This is a genomic window from Paenibacillus marchantiae (assembly GCF_028771845.1).
GTDB lineage: Bacteria > Bacillota > Bacilli > Paenibacillales > Paenibacillaceae > Paenibacillus > Paenibacillus marchantiae.
Genome location: NZ_CP118270.1, coordinates 2,506,778 through 2,526,373 on the forward strand (window position 1 = coordinate 2,506,778; position 19,596 = coordinate 2,526,373).

A 19,596-nucleotide genomic window follows, 5' to 3' on the forward strand; every position below is an offset into this window, starting at 1 on the left:
CTAATTTCAAGGAGGAATTGTCATGTTGGATGCGTCAAGAGTCATTCTCGGTACCCATGGTCAGCTGCATATCGATGGTGTGTGGCAGACGAATATTAATAAGCTGGAGGCCAGCGTTGAAATTGAGAAGCGTGAGCTGAATCTGGTCGGCAACGATTGGAAAGTACACAAAAATGGTGCGAAAAAAGGAACAGGTACCATGACAGGCTATAAAGTCACTTCGGACATGATCCAGCGCGGTTTTACCAAGTTCCAAATTATCTCCAAGCTGAACGATCCAGAGTCTTACGGACATGAAAGTGTCTTATTGAAGGGTTGCATGGTGGACAAAATCCAGCTTGCCAATTGGACAGCGGGCGAGGAAGTGCCGGAGGAAACAAGTTTTACATTTGAAGGATTTGAATTGTTGAACCCGATTGTAGCGAATTAAAATGGAATGACTTCAAACTTCGGAAAGGCCTCGTAAGCTACTTGTCTAATCAGGCGCCGGGCAACGAGACTTAACAGAAGTGGGATACACAGGCAGGCCGAGAAATTCTCGGTCTCTTTGTTGTCCCTGAATATGGAGATATTTTAACCAATTGTGAAATGAGAAGGAGATCGCACCCCATGAGTATGAATGAAAATATGTCCGAAGAACAAATTTTGGATCAGTTGTTTGAAGCAGCAGAACGTTTGCCGGAAGAGAATGTACGCATTCAACGTTTGGATCTGTTGTTAACCTTGCGTGGATTGACATCCTCCAAAGTGGATCAGATCCGAGAACGCTGTACGATTCGCAAAACGGTCAAAGGCCGCACCGAGGAAAAGGTGGATACCGAAACGTTTAACGCGCTGCTGATCTCTGAAGCAACGGTGAAAATGAATGTTCGCGGCCTTGAATTGTCCGGTTGGGGAGATAACCGTATTACTGGACGCATGAAACTGTCCGGTGGGGAACAAGCGGTTCGCCGCATGCTGCTCGCGGGTGAACTGGATGCCGTAGGCGATAAGGTACTTGAGCTGTCCGGCTTCGGTGTGGAGATTGAAGACCTAAAAAACTGATTCACTCCGGCGGGATGACCACGTTTCTGTACCACATGTGGGTTCGTCATCATCTACGGCCCGGAGAATTCTGGTCTTTGCCACGCGGGGAGCGCTCGCTGTTGATTGCTTTCTCCGAAGAGGAAATGGCAGCGATCACCTAGCAAATGAATCGATAACTAGATTGGACAGGGGGTGAAAGAAATGGCAGAAATGATTGTGGGCTTGTCCAAATCAAACGCGGAAATGCGAACGACCATCCAATATCTGGATCAGATACAGCGTTCTACGGAACGACTGGGCAGAGTTCGCTATCAGAGTCTAATCAAGGTGAACAATGAGCTGAGGACAACCGGGCGCAGGCTGGAGAGCATTTATAGTACGGCTGTGCGAATCAGCAGGCTGCGAATTACACCGACGATTGGGTTGATTGATAAGCTCAGTCCAGCATTGGATCGCGCTTTGGTAAAACTGAATAGTTTCCGAAATCAGATGGTGAAGGCTTCGGGGACGGTGTCTGTGGAGGTGAAGCAGAAGGTCGAAGTGGCGATGGGGAAGATGAGTCCTGCGAGCGGGCCTTCGCTGTCACTTAACATTGGGAGCAACAATAATACGGTAAAGAACGCACCAAAGGAAGAAGAAATAAGTTGGATACGGGAAATGGCACAAAAAAGTAATGATTTTCTTGATCCATTAAATAATGCAACGGACTTGCTCGGAAAGCTTGGGAGTGGTGTTAAGTTCTTCTATGAAAAAATCAAAGGGAAATCAAGTTCAAGCAATACTTCCCAATGTTGCTGCTGCTCTGGTGGAAGCCTTGTAGGGAGGATTTCAAAAGGCCGGGCTAAAGGTGGAAAAACCAAAAATGCAGGTGGTGGCAATGCTAAAACTGTAGCCGCAACAGAGGGCGGAAAAAAAGGTCCTTACAAGAGCGGTTCTAGGTCCTACCAGGAACGTGCACCTGGAACTGTAAAAACGTCTGCTTCCGATCGTGCGAAAAAAATCATTACCAACATGCCTCATGCAGAAGAGAAAAAGCTGAAAATGGACTTTGATCAAAAATTGAATCCGAATCGACATGGCTTTAGCGCAAATTTGCCTGGTTCGCCAATGTCCAATATGTTTTCGGGTAATGGTATGTTCGGCAAACTGAGTGGGGGACTTGCGAAGGGAGCGGGTAAACTGCTTGGACCGATTAGTATGCTTGCTGATGTAGCGAATGTTGCCACTGCTTCTCCCGAGCAGCGTGGGAGAGCTGTTGGATCCATGATCGGTGGGACTGCTGGTACCGCGATTGGTAGTGCTATTGGCAGTTTTATTTTACCTGGAATCGGCACGTATATTGGTGGAGCTTTAGGTGGATGGGCTGGCAGTTCGGCGGGAGGCTGGATTGGGGACAAAGCGAAAGATATTGGAAACTTCATGTCCAATGCCACGGAAGGTGCAGGCAAAGCGTTGTCGACTGCAGCCGATTTTGTTTCTGAAAAAACGAAGAACATTGCAAGTGGCATATCCAATTTCTTCAGCTTTGGTTCCAAAAAAGAAGAAAAAACCGTCTCAGCAACAACGGCGGTTGCTAATCCTACACCAGTACCCTCTGGTCCGTCAATGCCACCTGCCTATATTCCATCTGTGCTCACAACAACTGGTCCTATGGCTTATGCGAACAGCAATGGTGGTCAATCTACGACAGCCGCTCTCTTGGGAACAAGCGTGATGCAGTCCCAAGCCATGGGTCTAGGTAACGGAGCGCAAACTGCTGGAAATGCCAATGGCAAATCATCCACGATGACGGTACAAATATCCGAAGACCAGATGAGTAGTCTGTCCGGTTACCTGAAGGATTTCAAAACTGAGACGACCAACCAGATCTCCGTAAACGTACCACAAGGAGCTGTGCAGGTGACTGTCCGGGAGAATGCTATCGACTACGATGCCATCTCACATCAGGTTGGAATGAGATTTGCAGGCGAAGTGCGCCGTGCGATGGAGAATCGCAAAACCATTATGGCCTAAGCAGAAAGGAGGCCTGTCATGACTGTTTTTAAAGATAACGTGGAAGGTGTCAAAATGGAATTTACCCTGATCGATGGGAAAACGAAGTTTCAATTCCCGGTGAAACCGGAAGAACTGACGATCTCCCGATCCAAGGGATACGAAACGATTAATATGCTGGAATATGGCGAGTTTGATTTTGCTCAGGGAGAGAAGGTGAAGGAGATCACCTTCTCTTCTTTTTTTCCAAAAGAATATGATGCGTCCTATTGCATGTACGAGCCTTTGCCTGATCCGCGTGTAGCGATGAATATGCTGAATACGTTTCTGGTATCGAAAAAACCGCTGCGCTTCATCATTACCAACACAGGGGTGAACGTGCCCGTGTATCTGATCTCACACAATACGACCTTTCGAGGCGGTGAGAGCGGGGATATTTACTTTGACATTACGCTGCGAACGTGGCGGGATTCCAAAGTGGAGAAGGTTGGAGGCGCACCATCCGCAAGCAAATCGGGTTCCCGTACGGATCTGAAAACGAGCAGCAAAACCTACACCGTCAAATCTGGCGACTCTCTGTCCAAAATTGCAAAGCTTGAGCTGGGCAGCAGTTCCAAATGGAACGAGATTTATAAGCACAATGTAAAGACCATCGGCAGTGATCCAAACCGGATCAAGCCAGGACAAAAGCTGGTGATGCCATGACCTACAAGGTCATTGTGGACGACAAATATGACATCACCAAATTGGTGGAGACGATTACGCTGAAGGACTCGCTCGACCAGATTGCGTATCAGGCCAACATCCGGTTGACGGTGTCTGCTTCTTCGGGTCTGCCTGCGATTTCACCGGGTATGGCGGTGAGGATCAGCGGGATTCCTTTTGGCGAAAAATCAATGGTCCACTTGCTGCATCCTGCGGTCATCTGGGAAGTGGAAAGCTCCAACAGCGGTACCAAGCGACTGTCCCTGACTGTCTACGACCGGATGATTTATCTGGAAAAATCAGAGGACGAGTTCCTATTGCCAAAGGATCAGACGGCCACGCAGCGACTCAAAACGTACGCCAAGGAATGGAAAATTCCATACGCCGCGCTGCCGGATACCAAAACAAAGCTGAGCAAAGCGGTTTATCGGCCGCAGACGATTTTTTCGATGATGTTTGCCGATCTGAAGGAAACGGTGAAGTCTGGTGGGGATATGTTTCATCCACGAATGACGCCCGGCGGGTTGCAGTTGTTCAAGGTAGGCAGTAATGCGAAGGTGCACGAGCTGGATCGGCTGATCGATCTGACTCAGATGCGTACGCTCGAAGGCGCGGTTACGAAAGTTAAAGTGATGGCGGCCTCAGAGTCCAGCAGCGGCAAAGAGGTTCCTTCCAAAGTGCTAGCGATTGAGCAGGCTGGTGTAGCCGAGCTGGGCACGCTGCAAAAGCTGATCGAAGACGATCAGGTCAAAACAGCGACTGCGGCCAAGAAGCTGGCGAAAAGCCGTCTGACGGGTATTCAGGAGACCTTTACCGTATCTGCACCAGATGTGAATACAATTCGTGCCGGAGACGCGGTGCTGCTCAAAGGGCTGAAGCTGATCGTCATGTCGGTCAGCCGTGATCTGTCTGCCGGACCTGGAACAATGACATTGGAACTGGGGACAGCCGAGCTGGTGAAAAGGAGGGTTTATCTTGAATAAAGAAGATCCGTACGGGCATTTTGCCGAGGTCATGCGGGGTGCGATGAGCACACAAACCCGTCAGGCTGTGAGCGGCATGGGAGCGGTGCTAGGTACGATGACTTCATCCGGCGTAAAGCTGGATGATTTCAAGCACGAAGTGCAGGACTATCTCGTGGCCGAGCTGCCGGGCACGCTTGGACTGCCGGAGCGCGAGGCTGCTGGCTCGATTTCCGGTATACCTGACGTGGCAAACGGCGGAACGACGGGAACGGGACGGTTTCTTTTGCAAAAAGGGGAAGTGGAAGAAGCGGTGTGGTCTCTTGGTAAAGGATTGAAAGCTGGAGACCGTGTGCTGGCGATGCGGGTGAATGGCGGTAACGACATTGTGGTGCTGTGTAAGGTGGTGAGTGCGAATGCCTAGTTTGTTCCCGGAAACGGGTGTGGTATGGGGAGATGAGGAAGATCTGTCGGGGGCGGCTTCGGAAGAGGTGAGGTTTGGACGGAGCTGGCGATTCGATTACGATGCGGGGGATTTTGTGCTGACCCCAAGTGGCAAAGTCGCTGCGGCGGGTGCGCATGAAGCCTGGGTACAGTGGTGTATCAAAGCAGTGAAGACGCCGCGGTACAGACATGTGATCTACTCCCGAAACTATGGCTCGGAGCTGGATGAGTTGGTTGGTCAGGGGGACAGCCGGGGTGTGATGGAAAGTGAGATAACCCGGATGGTTACGGAGACGCTGCTGGCTGATCCTCGCACGGATGTGGTGGACCAGTTTACGTTCGATTGGAATCGGGAGCAGTGCATGTTCTCGTGTCGTGTGGCGAGTGTGCAGGAAGAGATGTTTATTTTGGAAAGTGAGGTGATCTGACGGGATGGCTGAGATTCCGCGTTATTTGGAGGACCAGACGGAGGAACAGATTATGCAGCGTATGCTGGATCGTCTGCCCGCGGATCTGGACAAGTCGGAGGGTTCATTTTTGTGGGATGCGGAGGCTCCGGTAGCGTTTATGCTGTCTGAGGCTGCATTGTGGGCGCAGGAATTACTGCGGCGTGGCTTTGCGAGTACTGCGGCGAGCAGTGATCCGAATTTTCGTTCGGAAGAGCTGGATCTGCGGGCGGGAGAGCATGGCCTTACGCGGCGGGCTGCGGTGGCGGCACAAGGTACGGTTAGATTCGTGGGTACGCCGGGCAAGGTGATTCCTGTGGGGACGGTTGTGGCTACGTTGGCCGATGAAATCTCCGGCGAGGCTTCCCTCGAATATGAAACCGTTGGTCGTGTGGAACTGGATGCAGAGGGCTCCGGGGTGGTAGGCGTGCGAGCGCTTATTGCCGGAAAAGAGAGCAATATGCCTGCGGGCACGGTAACTGTGCTGTCTACACCTGTAAGTGGCGTTACCTCTGTAACCAACGTTGAGTTGATCAAAGGCGGTGCAGATATTGAGGCAGACACGGCGTTGTTGGAACGCTTTTATGCCAAAGTCCGCAACCAAGGAACTAGCGGCAACAAGTCGCAATATGTGCAATGGGCCAGTGAGGTACCAGGTGTTGGTGCAACGCGGGTTATTCCGTTATGGCAAGGGCCGGGCACGGTGGCATTGTATTTGCTGGATACGGACAAACGTGCCGCGGGGAGCGATCTGGTGGCGGCTGTGCAGAAATACGTGGATCCGACGCAGGATGGTCAGGGTGAAGGCGTTGCACCGGCTGGGCCAGTGGTGTCCGTGATACCAGCCAAGGAAGTACCGTTGAACATTCAGGTGAAGCTGACGCTGGCAAGTGATGCAACGTTGGCAGATGTACGGGCGTTGATCGAACGCGGGGTGACCGCGTATTTGAAGCAGTTGGCTTTTGACGATCCGCTTGTGCGTTATACCCGTATTGCAGCGATCCTGCTGGACATTCCGCCGATTATCGACTATTCGGAGCTGACCGTGAACGGTGTGAGTGACCAGAATATTGAGATGAAAGTGAGTCAGGTGGCGGTGCTGGGGACGGTGGATGTGCATGAGTAGTGTTGGGCAGATGGTGGATGAGGAAGTAATTGGGGAGTGCGGAGACCAAGGAAGATTGGGAGAACGCCGATCCGGATTGAAGTTGGTGAGCGAGACGCTCCATGATGATGTGCAAGGAAGGGAGGGGACAGGGCATGAGTGCTCCTTCTATTGTAGATGTTGGACTGACGAGTGAGAAAGGGCGGGAGTTGTTCTCGTATTTGCCACGGTATTACGAGACTTCGCGCGTCATGCAGGCGGATATGCAGACCAAAGGTACCGAGATGGATCTGCTGTATCAGGCGTTGGATGAGACGCTGGAGCAGTTTTTTGTCCGCACGGCGACGTGGGGGCTGGACTTTTGGGAGCAGGAGCTTGGTATTGAGACGGATCGTCTCAAGCCCGTGGAACAGCGGCGTGCCGTGGTGGAGTCAAAGCTGCGTGGTGCCGGGAAGTTCTCTGGCAGGCTGGTTGCGAATGTGGCTGAGGCGTATGCCGGGGGCAAGGTGGATGTAACTTTTCAGCCCGAAGCGTGGAGTTTTACAGTGAGGTTTGTGGATACGATGGGCATCCCGCCCAATATCGATGATCTCAAACGTGCCATCGAAGAATTGAAACCGGCCCATATGGCCGTGGAATATGAGTATCGCTATCTGGTGTGGGACGATTTGGATAAGAAACAAAAAACTTGGGACGAACTGGACGCTGCGTCTTTGACGTGGAATGAACTGGAGGTGTGGGCGTAATGCCACAAGAAACCGATCGATTGAAGTTACCTCTTCCCTTGGGGAACGAAAATGTAACCCGGGAGAGTATTAACGGGATTTTTGAAAAGATTGATGCTGGTGTTGCGACAAAGGCGGATTTGGATACGCTTCGTGAAGCGGTGAGCAAGATGGATATTCCCGATGCGTCGTTGACGCAGAAAGGGAAGGTGCAGTTGTCGAGTAAGACGGATGGCACATCTGAGACGGTGGCGGCGACGGAGAAGGCGGTAAGTGATGCGAGGGTGGCGGCTGAGACGAATGCGAAGAATGTGAGTTTGCCGCGTACAGGAGGCTCTCTAATAGGCGATGCTGGAGTATTACACCTTGTCGGGTCAACTCATGTATACCAAGGCTTTTTACCTGCTGGGACCAACGAAGGTAGAAAGGGTTACCTTGGATTTGGCACTCCTGGTGGGAAGGACTTCACAATCGCAAACGAATATGGGGGAGAATTGATTTTTAGGGATAAGAGTGGGGCTACAAGCCTTTCAGATTTAAAGTCATCTGTCAGTGACGGAAAAGCAAGTATTGCTGCCGCCATTACTGGCAAGGGAGTAGAAACATCAGGCAGTGAAACATTTTCTACATTGTCTAATAACATTTCTAAAATAAGGACAGGTGTTATATTTAATAATTTATCATACGGGAAAACTCAAACAGGAACTGTACAGGGGACTAATGGCTTTTTTGTTACAGATAATATTATTACGATACCATCAGGGGTTGAGAGAGTTAGTTTTATAAGTAGACAAAAAAACACATCTAAAATTTCTGTGTCTTATTCTTCTGATTCTGACACTTTATTGCAAGGAATCATAGCTATAAGAAATATAGATGCTCCTGCAAATCCTTATACTTCTGGAAATTCTTTTTTATACTCAGTTTCTGGATCCAGCTCATATCCTCTAAGACTTCTTGATATTGATTTTGTGAATCGTGAAATTACTATACAAACAGAGGATGACAGTCAGTATACTTCTACTTCACGTATGGATAACAGTTTAAATAATAAATCACCCCTAATTATATATGCCGCGTTCTATTTTAGAAATGCTGCAGGAGGATCATATTATGTCAATCGTAGTATCTCAGTTTCCTTAATTGGACGTCTATATTTTGGGTGAAATTTTGTTTGAATACGATTTTTTTTCTAAAAAGAGGGAGGTGAATTATGACCACAAACCAACTAACCAGAGCCATCGCAACTACACTCACGCAACATTTCCCTAACATCCCGATCCATCCTACTAATAGCATCACCAGCCCCGTCCCGGAAACTATAGGCATCACCTACAGCTTGCTTTCTGCCCAACTCACCCGGGAACGAAGCGATCGCTTCGTGCAATCTCACGCCTTTGAAATCCGGTGGCTCGATCCAAACGATATCCCAGCCACCCTACCGGACGAGTTGTTCGAAGCATTGGAAACCATCGACGTAGAAGGCGTAACCTATCGAGCAACGGAACTGCGCTGGGAGACGGAGAACAATACGCCTCGAATGCTGGTGTACTATACCATGCGAACCACCAAAGTGTCAGAGTCGGCTACGACCATGCAACATCTGGATCAGCGACCCACCGCACTTAAAGCTGTTAACGAATAACAACCAAATGAGGGGATATCCATGAAAGGAATGGGAGGCGTACTCGCGATGTTTACGAAAAAGGAACCGGACCCTAAAAAGCAGGAAGCTCAACAGAAAAACAACCAGAAATATAGCAAAGCACAGTTCTCTGAATCCTGGCAGCTCAGCCGGATAGAGAAAGACATTTTGGTAGCCGTGCTGCTGGAACAAGAAACGTACACAATGGAAGAAGCACAGGGACATATCCAACAATTTATGAATGGGGAGGCACAATAATGGCTGGAGGAACATGGACGACTCAAAACAAGGTACGCCCGGGAGTATATATGAATTTTGCATCAGAGGGCTCATTGCCGGGTACGGTAGGGGAGCGGGGAACAGTGGCTTTGGCTCTTCCATTGTCATGGGGCCAAGCTGGCACCATCCTGACCGTGCAAACAGGGGAAGATGTACAAGCCAAACTCGGCTATGACTGGACAGCACCGCAATTGCTGCTCATCCGCGAGGCATTGAAACGGGCACAGACACTACTTCTTTACAGATTAAATGCAGGGACCAAAGCCAAGGCAACCTTAGACAAACTGACAGTGACAGCCCAACACGACGGTGTGCGTGGCAATGATCTGGCAGTTATAATCTCAGCGAATATCAATGATCCAGATCAATTGGACGTCTCCACCCTGCTTGCGGGTAAGGAAGTGGACAAACAAACCGTGTCCACCATCCAAGCGCTTGAATCCAACGCATACATTGCTTTCACTGGCGAAGGTGCACTCACAGCTACAGCTTCACTTCCACTAACAGGTGGATTGGATGGCACTGCAACCAACCAGGAGCATGCCGATTTCCTGACCAAGCTAGAGGTGCTGGATTTTAACACGGTTGGTCTGATCTCAGATGATGCTACACTCAAGTCAGTCTACACGGCCTACATCAAGCGTTTGCGCAACACCGAAGGCAAAAAGGTACAACTGGTGCTGTCGGATTACCCCGCTGCGGATCATGAAGGCGTGATTAGCGTTAAAAATGGTGTTGTGCTCGCAGACGGTACCGTTCTTACGTCAAAACAAACCGTAGCATGGACTGCCGGTGCAACAGCGGGAGCTAACCTGAATGAATCTCTGACCTTCCGCGCCTATGACGATGCCGTGGATGTGAATGGCAGATTGACACATACCGAGACAGAAGCAGCATTGCGTAATGGCGAGTTTGTGTTTACGGCGAGTAGCAACCGTGCGGTGGTAGAGCAGGATGTGAATACATTCCGTTCGGTGACACCGGATAAGGCACGTCATTTTGCCAAAAACCGTGTTGTCCGTGTTCTCGATGGTATCGCTAACGATATGAAACGGATTTTCGAGTCCTATTACATCGGCAAAGTGAACAACAACGAAGATGGGCGCAGCCTGTTCCGTTCCCAATGTGTTACTTACCTCAAGCAGCTTCAGGATATTGGGGCGATTCAGAATTTTGATTCGAAAACTGATATCACTGTTGCTCCTGGCAATGAAACCGACAGCATTTTGATCGAGATTCAGGTCCAACCTGTAGATTCCGTTGAAAAAGTATACATGAAAGTGAAGGTGGTTTAAGATGGCATTTTTGAAAGCAAGCGATACAATCTCCGGCCAGGAAGGCCGCGCATACGCAACGATTAACGGACAGACGGAAGAAATGTTCTATGTGAAGACACTTGAAGCAACCGTGGAAAAGCAAAAAGCAGAGGTCAAAACCCTCGGACGACGCGGTGTACAGCACAAAGCAACTGGTTGGTCTGGCTCAGGTTCTATGACGATCTTTTATACCACTTCCCGTTTCCGCGAGCTGATGCTTCAGTACATGCAAAATGGTGTCGACACTTACTTCGACATTGAAGTGACCAACGAAGATCCTTCGTCTACCATTGGCAAACAGACCGTGACCCTCAAAGGCGTCAATCTTGACAGTGTGATCATGGCATCCCTGGATACCGAGGCCGAGGCGTTGGAGGAAGAAGTGAGCTTTACTTTTGAAGATGTGGATATGCCTGTATCGTTTAATCTGCCGAAGTAATATAGAAGTTGCGACATATGAACCATAAATGAATAACGAGTTTGACTTTAGAGTGGGTTTGTAAAATAAAATAAAAGAAACCTGTTCAACTTGCCTGTGTTACGGGCTATTTGGCGTGTCAAAATACTGTTCTTCGCCGCTTCGTGCGGCGGGGGACCTAACTTTAGAGGAGGAACAATACATGAGTGGATTGAGTATGTTTTTTGCCCAAAATGCAGCAACTGATACAACGGAGGAGTTTATCGTATCTCCCCGTTTCAAAGATGAGAAAGGCGAGCCGGTTGCCTGGAAACTGCGAAGCATGACCGAGGACGAGAACCAGGAATGCCGCAAGGCGGCTACCCGCAAAATCAAGGGCAAGAACGGTGTCTACACACCCGACATCGATGCGAATGATTACATGGCTCGCCTGATGAGTGCCAGTGTCGTGTATCCAGATTTGAAAAATGCAGAACTCCAGCGTTCATATGGCGTAATGGGGGCAGAGTCGCTTTTGCGGAAAATGCTGTTGCCTGGGGAATTTGCTTCGCTCGGCGAACAGGTTCAGAAGCTGAACGGCTTCAATCAGGACATGAACGAACTGGTGGATGACGTAAAAAACTAATTAAAGAGGGCGATTCCGAAGCCAACCTGGCTTATTACGCTCTCCATGAATTGAACATTTTGCCTCATGAGCTAATGGCCTTCTCCATGCGAGAACGAGCGGCCATCTATGCAATGATATCCATCCGGGTGGAGGAAGAGAAGAAAGAACGGTCCAAGAATCGCGCCCGGAAAAAATAAAAGGGAAAGGAGGGAGAAATGAATGTATGCCATGTTTGCAAGACTGTATATCATGTCAAACAATATGGTTCAGCAATTTCAAAATCTGCCTACCGTAATCAATTCGGTATTCAACCCTGGAAATCTGAGCCGAATTCAGTTGGCAGGCAACTTACTCCAAGGTGTGTCAGAAGAACAGGCTAAGGTAAACGCAGCTTTTGCAGAAGGAGCCCAGCGCGTGCGATCCTGGATCAGCATGATGAAATCAGCAGGACAAGCGGTTCTTGTACCAGCGGCGCAGGAAGAGGATCTGAAGCATCGCTATATGGCTACTACGGGTGATGATGCTCAAGGGGAGACGATCTTTAATCGGTACCGTTCGGAAGCGTTCAAGAGCGGACAGAATGTTACTGATGCTTTGAAAGGTGCGCTATCGCTCATCCCATATGCACAGAATACGGATCAGGTTGACCAACTGAGAGATATGACTAAACGGTTGAGTATGCTTTCTCCAGATGGAAAAAGTATGTCAGATGCATCCAGTGCCTTGGTCGCTGCCATGAACGGAGACAACGGTGAACTTGCCAATTCTTTTAACATTCCTGCAGAAGCTCTTAGCGGAGCGGGTCTGCAACAAACCATTGATTCATCCAATCTGGATGGGTTTATCACAAAGCTTGATGTCATTCTACAAAAACAAGGCTATACTCAACAGGCTTTCGACACCATGTTGGATTCACCGTTGCAGAAGTGGAATGCATTAGTTAATCAGTTTAATGGGGTTCTCGGCCAGATTGGACAGGCAGCTCTTGTTGCGTTGACGCCTTTACTTGATCGATTAAATGAAGCCTTTGCAAATGGGGAGTTCACGGTCATTATTGAGTGGATTAGTAATGCATTTACTGTTGCGGCAAACGCGTTGACGATGCTGGTAAACGGTATTTTATACCTTGCAGCCGTGATTCAGCAGAACTGGGATATCATTCAGCCTATCCTGATGGCATTGGCAATTGTTGTACTGGCATTGGTCATCGCACAAGTCTATAGTCTAGTTGCTGCGTGGTTATTGTTGAATTGGCCGATTCTTTTGGCAATTGCTGCGATTGCGGCAGTTATTGGAATCCTGAACATGATGGGGATGTCAGGTACACAGATCCTGGGAGTTATTATTGGTTCATTTATGATGCTTGGAGAAATCGTACGCGTAGTTGTGGCTACAGTGTGGAACCTGTTTGCTTCGCTGGGGGAGGCTATTGTTAACTTTTTCATAGACCCAGTATATGCCATACAGAAGTTATTTAAAGACATGGGGATTTTCATACTTGATATATTCTATAATGTCGTAACTGTAATTGAAGATGCCATGGAACGAATTAATGGTGGGCTTAACAGTCTGATCAAACTGGTTAACAAAACTTTTGGCTTTAATATTGGTTTGTTTCAAGAGTCAGATATTAATTTAGGTGGCAAGCAAATAAAGGAGTGGAAGAAAGGCCTGGAATCCTGGGAGCCTACGAGTGACAAAGATGTGAAGACATTTTTCAAAATGGACGGAGAATACAATCCTAAAGCTTTTGAAGATGGTCAGCAGGTTGCGGAGGATTTAATTTCTGGTTTCTCTTCAACCTCGAATGCGGATTCCAAGGATAAAGGTCTACCAGGCGGTAATTTTGGCAAAGACTTCACACCCGAAATACCCAAAACACCTCCTATGCCTTCCATACCAACTGCACCTGCTCCCACGGTCGTTCCCAACAACAACATGAGTAACATCAACAAAATCAACAATATCGGACAGGTGGACAAGATCGGTGATGTGGATGGTACAGTGGATGTCACCAGTGAAGATCTAAAACTGATGCGTGAGCTTGCTGAGATGCAGGCGATTCAGCGATTTGTCAGTCTGACACCAACTGTTCAGGTCACGACCGGGGATATCAACAGCGGACATGATGTGGACAGCATCATCAGCAAAATCACCGATGGACTGAACAGTCAGATCGTTTCCAGTGCCCAGGGGGTGTATGGATAAGTGGAATATTATATTCAACTAAGCTTCAATAACCGCTCCGAATACATGTTTTTCCCGGTGACACCAGAGAGCATTGAGTTTTCGGATTCGGGAGACGGCAGTACGTTTAACGTGAGCGCTTTGGGTGAAATTAACGTGATCAAATCGCCCAAGCTGCGTGAAGTCAGTTTCAGCGGGATTTTTCCGGCGGACTACAGTCCGTATCATCTGAATTACGATGCAATCCATCCAGCAGTTCAGAAGCAATTTTACCGTGATCCGTATGAATATGTGAAAAAGATTATTCGTTGGATGCAGACGGGCAGACCCGTCAGGCTGTTCTTTTCCAGCGCAAGGTACACCATTAATATGGCTGTTTCCATTGAGAGCTTTGACTGGAAGGAGACAGCGGGTACGGTGGGCGATATCCAGTATGATATTAAGCTGAAGCAGTTCATTTTTTATTCTGCCAAAAAAGTAGTGCCACTCAAGGACAGCAAGGATACGGCTACTTCAAAAACAAAAACCAAAGCCTCCCGGCCCAATGAAAAAATCCAGGCCAAGACCGTGACGCTCATAGCCGGAGACTCCTTGTGGTCTGTAGCTAAAGCCCATCTGGGAGATGGATCTCGCTGGAAAGAGCTGCAGAAGCTGAATAGCATCAAAGATGCACAACTGAAGAAGCTGACGATTGGACTTGTGATCAAGCTTCCGTGAAAGGAGAGGGAATATGCAAGAGCAGATCAGGCTGGATGATAAGCTGGCAAACATGAAGGAACGGTTATTACTGGATGACAAACAGGGCAACATCTGGGACATTAGCGAGATTGCCGGCGACATTACGTACAAAACCTCCCGCATCGGCAAGCCTTCCTCTCTGGAATTCACGTTGATCAAGGGCAGTCTGTACCAAAATAAGAAATTCACATATGAGAATGGTTATGTCGTGAAATATATCAGCAACGAGTTAGGCATATTTTACGGATATATCTTTTCGGTGGATAGCGGCAAGGACGAAAGTGTCAAAATCAAAGCCTATGACCAGACACGTTATCTGACCGCGAATCAGACGTACAAATTCGTTAACGCAACGGCTACGGATGTGATCAAACGAATTGCTACCGACTTTCAGTTAAAGGTAGGCGAGCTGATCCAGCCGAAATATGTTATTCCGCGTATGTTATTTGATAACAAAAAGCTGATCGATATGATCTGTGAGGCGCTCGACCGAACGTTGATCTATGGCGGCAAAAACTACATCTTCTACGATGATTTCGGCAAGCTTGTGCTTCGGGATGTGGAAGAGATGCCTTACGGCTTTGTCATTGGGGATAACAGTCTGCTCACGGATTACAGCTATACAAGGTCTATTGACGACCAGACGTATAACAAGATCAAGCTGTACCGGGATAACAAGGATACGGGAAAAAGAGAAACGTTTGTACATCAGGATTCAGGCAGCATCCGTCAATGGGGGCTGCTTTTTTTGTACCAAAAAGCGGATGATGGCCTGAATGAAGGTCAGATCGATGCCATGCTGAAGACCCTGATGACCCTCCGTAACCGCGAGATGCAAACGTTGAAAGTGGATGCGCTTGGCGATTTCAAGGTGAGGGCGGGTAGTTTTGTCAACATTCAGATCGATGAACTGAAGATCAATCAATATTTTCTGGTAGACGAATGTACGCATAAGGTACAAAGCGGCGTGCATACGATGTCGCTGGATTTGAAGGTGGTGTAACGATAAATGATGCTGGACGTGATTAAAAAGGCGGCAGTGGCCGCTGTAGATGCCAAGTCTCCCGTTCAGATAATGTACGGAAGCGTGACAAACACCCAGCCTCTGGAGATCACCGTTGAACAACGGCTGGCATTGGCTGAGCCTTTTCTGGTACTGCCGGAATCCGTAATGCAAAAAACTTGGACCGTGGGTGACCATGTTCTGTTGTTACGTGTTCAAGGTGGAGACAGCTTTGTCGTGCTGGATCGGCTGGTGAAGCCATGATTCCACAGGGTGCGCAGATTAGTGCAGAAGATCAGGAAGAAGCTGCCGTGTTTCCAAGTCTGACGTATGTACTTCAAGCCTCAGGACAGCGAATTGGAAGATTGCAACTGAATGGAAAAGATGCGGTAAAACAGGCGGTGTATAAAGCGTTGTCCACACGCCGCTACGAACATCTAATCTATTCTTCGGATTACGGCATGGAATGGTCCTGGGAAGGAATGGCCGGGAGATCCATGGTTGAATCGGAACTGGAACGCTGGATTCGCGAAGCGTTGCTTCCGGATGATCGTATTTCGGATGTAACGGAGTTCGATTTTGTCCACGAGGCGGACAGTGTAAAGGTTTCTTTTACCGCGGAAACGGATTTTGGCAGCTTTAGGCAAGAGACGGAGGTGAACATGGATGTATAAAGAGCAGACGTTTGAAGTCATTTTAAACCGAATGCTGGACAGAGTGCCGGATGGGGTGGATAAACGTGAAGGCAGCATTATCTATGATGCGCTTGCGCCAGCGGCTGTGGAAATGGCTCAGATGTATATTGAGTTGGATGTGAACGCCAACCTGAAGTTTGCGGATACAGCCTCTGGAGAGTATCTGGATCGCGCGGTGGCTTGGTCGGGCATTCATCGGAAGGCGGCTACGAAGGCGCGTTGGATTGGAACTTTCCGAGATAACGAAGGTAAGCCTGTTGAGGTTCCTTTGGAGAGTCGTTTTTCCACGGGAGATCGGGTGTATGTTGTTGTGGAGCGCATCGCGGCAGGGCAATATGCGTTGGAATGTGAAGTCGCGGGAGCGGAAGGTAATGAGTATACAGGGGCACTGCTGCCCATCGATTATATTGCCGGCCTGACGACGGCTGAATTGACACAGTTGCTGGTTCCTGGCGAAGACGAGGAAACCGATCAGGCCTTGTATGACCGATATCAGGACAAAGTATCCCGTCCGGTCACGAGTGCCAACAAATATCAGTATGAATTATGGGCACGGGAAAACTCCGGGGTTGGCAAAGCGAAGGCTTTTCCACTATGGGACGGGCCAGGTACAGTCAAGGTGGCGTTGCTGAATAACGAAATGCAAACACCTGCTGAGGCGGTCATTAAGGCGGTGCAAGAATATATCGATCCAACCCAGGATGGAATGGGCGAAGGTGCAGCACCAATCGGACCCGTGGTCAGAGTAGTGGGAGCGGAAGAGGTTCCTATTGATGTTGAGGTACAGGTCACGCTTGCTTCCGGCTCAACGTACGAGGGCGTGAAGACACTGATTGAAACGGGAGTTACGGCATATCTGAAAGAACTGGCTTTTGCCGATCCGTTGGTTCGTTGGACACGGATTGCGAATGTCATTCTGGATATCCCGCCTGTGATCGATTATAGCGATCTGCTGGTGAATGGTGGGATGTCCAATCTGGAGATCGCCCCCGGCGCAGTAGCCGTTCTTGGGACGGTGAAGGTGACATGAGTAAAGTAGAGGTATTAATGACTCTTTTGCCACCGTTGTATGAGAATGTGCTGGAGATGCAGCTTCTTACGGAGACCGAAGGTGTTGAGCTGGACCGGCTTATGGTGGGTTTGGAAAGTGTGCTGGATCAATTCTACCCGGAGTCTGCGACTTGGGCGTTGGATCGGTATGAGCGGGATCTGCAAATTACTACGAATCAAGCCAAGCCGGACGACCAGCGGAGATCCGTGATTATCTCCAAAATGCGTGGAAGTGGTAAGGTTTCCGGTTCGATGCTCAAAAATGTGGCACAGGCGTATGAGAGTGGCGGCATTGAGGTAGCAGTTGAGCCAAGCGAATACCGGATTATGATCCGTTTTGTGGACACGTACGGTCTGCCGCCCAATCTGGACGATCTGAAGGCAGCGATTGAGGATATTAAACCCGCACATATGACCGTGGAATATCGTCTGCGGTACTTGACGATTGCCGAAGTGGAGAGCATGACGCTGGAAGAGATTGAACAGACCCGGCAGGATAAATTTGCAGGAGGTGGAGCATAAATGAATGAACCAAAGACACCGAATCTTGGATTGAATAAAATTGATCGTTCCTCACCCTCGACAACCTATTTTGATCTGGATAAGTATTTGGATCAGAACTGGGAGAAGGTTGATGAGGGTGTAGCAACTAAGCAGGATTTAGAGGAGCTTCGTGAAGCAGTAGGGGAGATAGATGTTCCCGATGCGTCTTTGACGCAGAAGGGGAAGGTCCAGTTATCGAATAAGGTGGATGGGATATCTGAGACGATGGCGGCGACTGAGAGGGCAGTTAGTGATGCACGTAAAGCTGCTGAAACTAGTGCCAAAAATGCTAGTCTTTCAAGGAATGGAGGTACTCTCACTGGGAGTGGTGGAATACTATCAATTGTAAATGAAACCCCTGAACTTGATGGACTGTACGCTCAATTATATCCCGAAGGTATAGAGGCTGGAAGGAAAGCATGGTTTGGTTTTGGTGATAAATACAGTCGTAGCCTTACTTTGACAAATGAATTTTTAGACGGTGATATAGTATTTCGTGATCGCACGGGCACTACATCTATTGCTGATTTAAAGCAATCTGGCGTTAAGGCTAAGCAACGTATCGTAGACTCGCTTAACGTCTTAGGTGAATCAGCGTCTACGAGTGATGATTGGGAACAACTAGAACATAAACTTCGTGTAGGGAAGATATATGGCCCGAACAAGAAAGTCCCAATTGAGAAAGTGAAAGATATGCAAATAACATTGGCTGCCACTTTTTCGAATACCCAACCTGATATAAAATACGGAGTGGATATCGAAGGAAACATAACTTTTGGTAGTATCATATCAGGAACAAATTTATATAAGCTAACCAACATTAATCCTGCTGGAGTAGAAAGATGGACCACATCTATGAATAATGGATGGACTTTATCCGCTCTAACAGTTAATAGTATTAGACTGGAAATAGCTACTATATTTAGTCGAAGCGTAAATAATGTTACTGAATCTCAGGTTTACATTTTTGATTGTAGGAATGGAGTTCAGCTAAGGAGTTTTCAGATTGAACCTCTTGGTTATAGTAGTTTGGAGCTTGATGATGATGGATTAGTTTATGTTAAGGAAAGCTATAGAGTTAATGTTTATGACGCTTCTGGTGGAATACGCACAACTATTTCATATTATTATTCAGGAAAAGAAGCTGTATGTGTGGATAGAAAGAATGGTGAAATATATTTTCATGCTAATTTCAACGGTAAAACGGGTGTTCACAAATTTTCAAATAATGGAACATATTTATGGTATTGTCCTGTTACTTTCTTTGGAGGATTTGCAATTGGGATGCAAAACGGGGTGACTATGTTACATGTTCGGACAACTGGTTCATCAAATGTCACTCTAATTAATGCTAAAACAGGGGAAAAAAATCTACAAATCACTAATGTATTACCACGTAGTTTTAATCCTCGATCAATCATTATGTATAGCGATAGCATCTTGGCTGATGATAATGGTATGGGTATTTTGTATGGTGCTGAAGAAGAAAGCTCAGGTTCGAATTATTGTAAGTTGGCTCTTGGTATATATTCTGAAGGTGGAAAATACAAGAGATCATTGGACTTTTCTGATTCGTTGTATGCATTCATTAATGTAAAAGGAATATTTGCAAGCGGTGATGGAAGCAGACCTGATAAAATACTATTTATTTTTTCGAGTCGGATAAATGTGTACAATATTAATGCAGAAATACTAGGCTAGGGGGATATG

23 protein-coding genes are annotated in these 19,596 nt (G+C 48.0%); all 23 read left to right on the plus strand.

Annotated features, from left to right (window positions below):
* Nucleotides 1–22: 22 nt before the first annotated feature.
* The 23 genes from PTQ21_RS11305 to PTQ21_RS11415 all read left to right on the plus strand — a co-directional run bounded on the left by PTQ21_RS11305 (nt 23) and on the right by PTQ21_RS11415 (nt 19,587).
* Nucleotides 23–430 (plus strand): phage tail tube protein, encoded by a 408-nt coding sequence (locus PTQ21_RS11305; protein WP_163756289.1) that lies wholly within the window; start codon nt 23–25, stop codon nt 428–430.
* Between the two features lie 179 nt (nt 431–609).
* On the plus strand, nt 610–1,044 hold the full coding sequence (locus PTQ21_RS11310; protein WP_053783415.1) for a phage tail assembly chaperone: 435 nt from the start codon (nt 610–612) through the stop codon (nt 1,042–1,044).
* Nucleotides 1,045–1,227: 183 nt separating this feature from the next.
* Nucleotides 1,228–3,039, plus strand: a complete 1,812-nt coding sequence (locus PTQ21_RS11315) for a hypothetical protein (protein WP_269053600.1) — start codon at nt 1,228–1,230, stop codon at nt 3,037–3,039.
* A gap of 54 nt (nt 3,040–3,093) precedes the next feature.
* Complete coding sequence (locus PTQ21_RS11320; protein ID WP_274570481.1) at nt 3,094–3,723, plus strand: LysM peptidoglycan-binding domain-containing protein; 630 nt, start codon at nt 3,094–3,096, stop codon at nt 3,721–3,723.
* Entirely contained in the window at nt 3,720–4,706 is a 987-nt protein-coding gene (locus PTQ21_RS11325) for an XkdQ/YqbQ family protein (RefSeq protein ID WP_274569912.1), read from the plus strand. Before PTQ21_RS11320 ends, PTQ21_RS11325 begins: the two co-directional genes overlap by 4 nt.
* The gene (locus PTQ21_RS11330) at nt 4,699–5,109 is read left to right on the plus strand and encodes a hypothetical protein (RefSeq protein ID WP_274569913.1); all 411 of its coding nucleotides are present in this window, start codon (nt 4,699–4,701) and stop codon (nt 5,107–5,109) included. Before PTQ21_RS11325 ends, PTQ21_RS11330 begins: the two co-directional genes overlap by 8 nt.
* The gene (locus tag PTQ21_RS11335) at nt 5,102–5,557 is read left to right on the plus strand and encodes a DUF2634 domain-containing protein (RefSeq protein WP_274569914.1); all 456 of its coding nucleotides are present in this window, start codon (nt 5,102–5,104) and stop codon (nt 5,555–5,557) included. The genes PTQ21_RS11330 and PTQ21_RS11335 overlap by 8 nt, the downstream gene beginning before the upstream one ends.
* A gap of 4 nt (nt 5,558–5,561) precedes the next feature.
* Entirely contained in the window at nt 5,562–6,701 is a 1,140-nt protein-coding gene (locus PTQ21_RS11340; protein ID WP_274569915.1) for a baseplate J/gp47 family protein, read from the plus strand.
* Nucleotides 6,702–6,835: 134 nt separating this feature from the next.
* Nucleotides 6,836–7,426 carry a YmfQ family protein gene (locus PTQ21_RS11345; RefSeq protein ID WP_274569916.1) on the plus strand — a complete coding sequence of 197 codons (591 nt, stop codon included), beginning with the start codon at nt 6,836–6,838 and terminating at the stop codon, nt 7,424–7,426.
* Nucleotides 7,426–8,571 carry a phage tail protein gene (locus PTQ21_RS11350; protein WP_274569917.1) on the plus strand — a complete coding sequence of 382 codons (1,146 nt, stop codon included), beginning with the start codon at nt 7,426–7,428 and terminating at the stop codon, nt 8,569–8,571. Before PTQ21_RS11345 ends, PTQ21_RS11350 begins: the two co-directional genes overlap by 1 nt.
* Before the next feature lie 47 nt (nt 8,572–8,618).
* A complete protein-coding gene (locus PTQ21_RS31390; RefSeq protein ID WP_338020315.1) occupies nt 8,619–9,050 on the plus strand; it encodes a phage tail terminator family protein in 432 nt (143 codons plus the stop codon).
* Nucleotides 9,051–9,071: 21 nt separating this feature from the next.
* Nucleotides 9,072–9,308: a YqzN/YkzM domain-containing protein gene (locus tag PTQ21_RS11360; RefSeq protein ID WP_274569919.1), complete on the plus strand. Its 237-nt coding sequence runs from the start codon at nt 9,072–9,074 to the stop codon at nt 9,306–9,308.
* Entirely contained in the window at nt 9,308–10,624 is a 1,317-nt protein-coding gene (locus PTQ21_RS11365) for a phage tail sheath family protein (protein WP_274569920.1), read from the plus strand. Before PTQ21_RS11360 ends, PTQ21_RS11365 begins: the two co-directional genes overlap by 1 nt.
* Nucleotide 10,625: 1 nt before the next feature.
* Nucleotides 10,626–11,084 carry a phage tail tube protein gene (locus PTQ21_RS11370; protein ID WP_017690162.1) on the plus strand — a complete coding sequence of 153 codons (459 nt, stop codon included), beginning with the start codon at nt 10,626–10,628 and terminating at the stop codon, nt 11,082–11,084.
* Between the two features lie 181 nt (nt 11,085–11,265).
* Nucleotides 11,266–11,688, plus strand: a complete 423-nt coding sequence (locus PTQ21_RS11375) for a phage tail assembly chaperone (protein ID WP_036611390.1) — start codon at nt 11,266–11,268, stop codon at nt 11,686–11,688.
* A 210-nt stretch (nt 11,689–11,898) separates the two neighbouring features.
* Nucleotides 11,899–13,878 (plus strand): phage tail family protein, encoded by a 1,980-nt coding sequence (locus tag PTQ21_RS11380; protein WP_274569925.1) that lies wholly within the window; start codon nt 11,899–11,901, stop codon nt 13,876–13,878.
* Nucleotides 13,879–14,574, plus strand: coding sequence for a LysM peptidoglycan-binding domain-containing protein (locus PTQ21_RS11385; protein WP_274569926.1), 696 nt, complete (start codon nt 13,879–13,881; stop codon nt 14,572–14,574).
* A 13-nt stretch (nt 14,575–14,587) separates the two neighbouring features.
* Entirely contained in the window at nt 14,588–15,598 is a 1,011-nt protein-coding gene (locus PTQ21_RS11390) for an XkdQ/YqbQ family protein (RefSeq protein WP_274569927.1), read from the plus strand.
* A 6-nt stretch (nt 15,599–15,604) separates the two neighbouring features.
* Nucleotides 15,605–15,862: a DUF2577 family protein gene (locus PTQ21_RS11395; protein WP_274569928.1), complete on the plus strand. Its 258-nt coding sequence runs from the start codon at nt 15,605–15,607 to the stop codon at nt 15,860–15,862.
* A complete protein-coding gene (locus PTQ21_RS11400; protein WP_274569929.1) occupies nt 15,859–16,272 on the plus strand; it encodes a DUF2634 domain-containing protein in 414 nt (137 codons plus the stop codon). Before PTQ21_RS11395 ends, PTQ21_RS11400 begins: the two co-directional genes overlap by 4 nt.
* Complete coding sequence (locus PTQ21_RS11405; RefSeq protein ID WP_274569930.1) at nt 16,265–17,323, plus strand: baseplate J/gp47 family protein; 1,059 nt, start codon at nt 16,265–16,267, stop codon at nt 17,321–17,323. Before PTQ21_RS11400 ends, PTQ21_RS11405 begins: the two co-directional genes overlap by 8 nt.
* The gene (locus PTQ21_RS11410; protein WP_274569931.1) at nt 17,320–17,865 is read left to right on the plus strand and encodes a putative phage tail protein; all 546 of its coding nucleotides are present in this window, start codon (nt 17,320–17,322) and stop codon (nt 17,863–17,865) included. Before PTQ21_RS11405 ends, PTQ21_RS11410 begins: the two co-directional genes overlap by 4 nt.
* On the plus strand, nt 17,866–19,587 hold the full coding sequence (locus tag PTQ21_RS11415; RefSeq protein ID WP_274569932.1) for a phage tail protein: 1,722 nt from the start codon (nt 17,866–17,868) through the stop codon (nt 19,585–19,587).
* Nucleotides 19,588–19,596 lie beyond the last annotated feature (9 nt).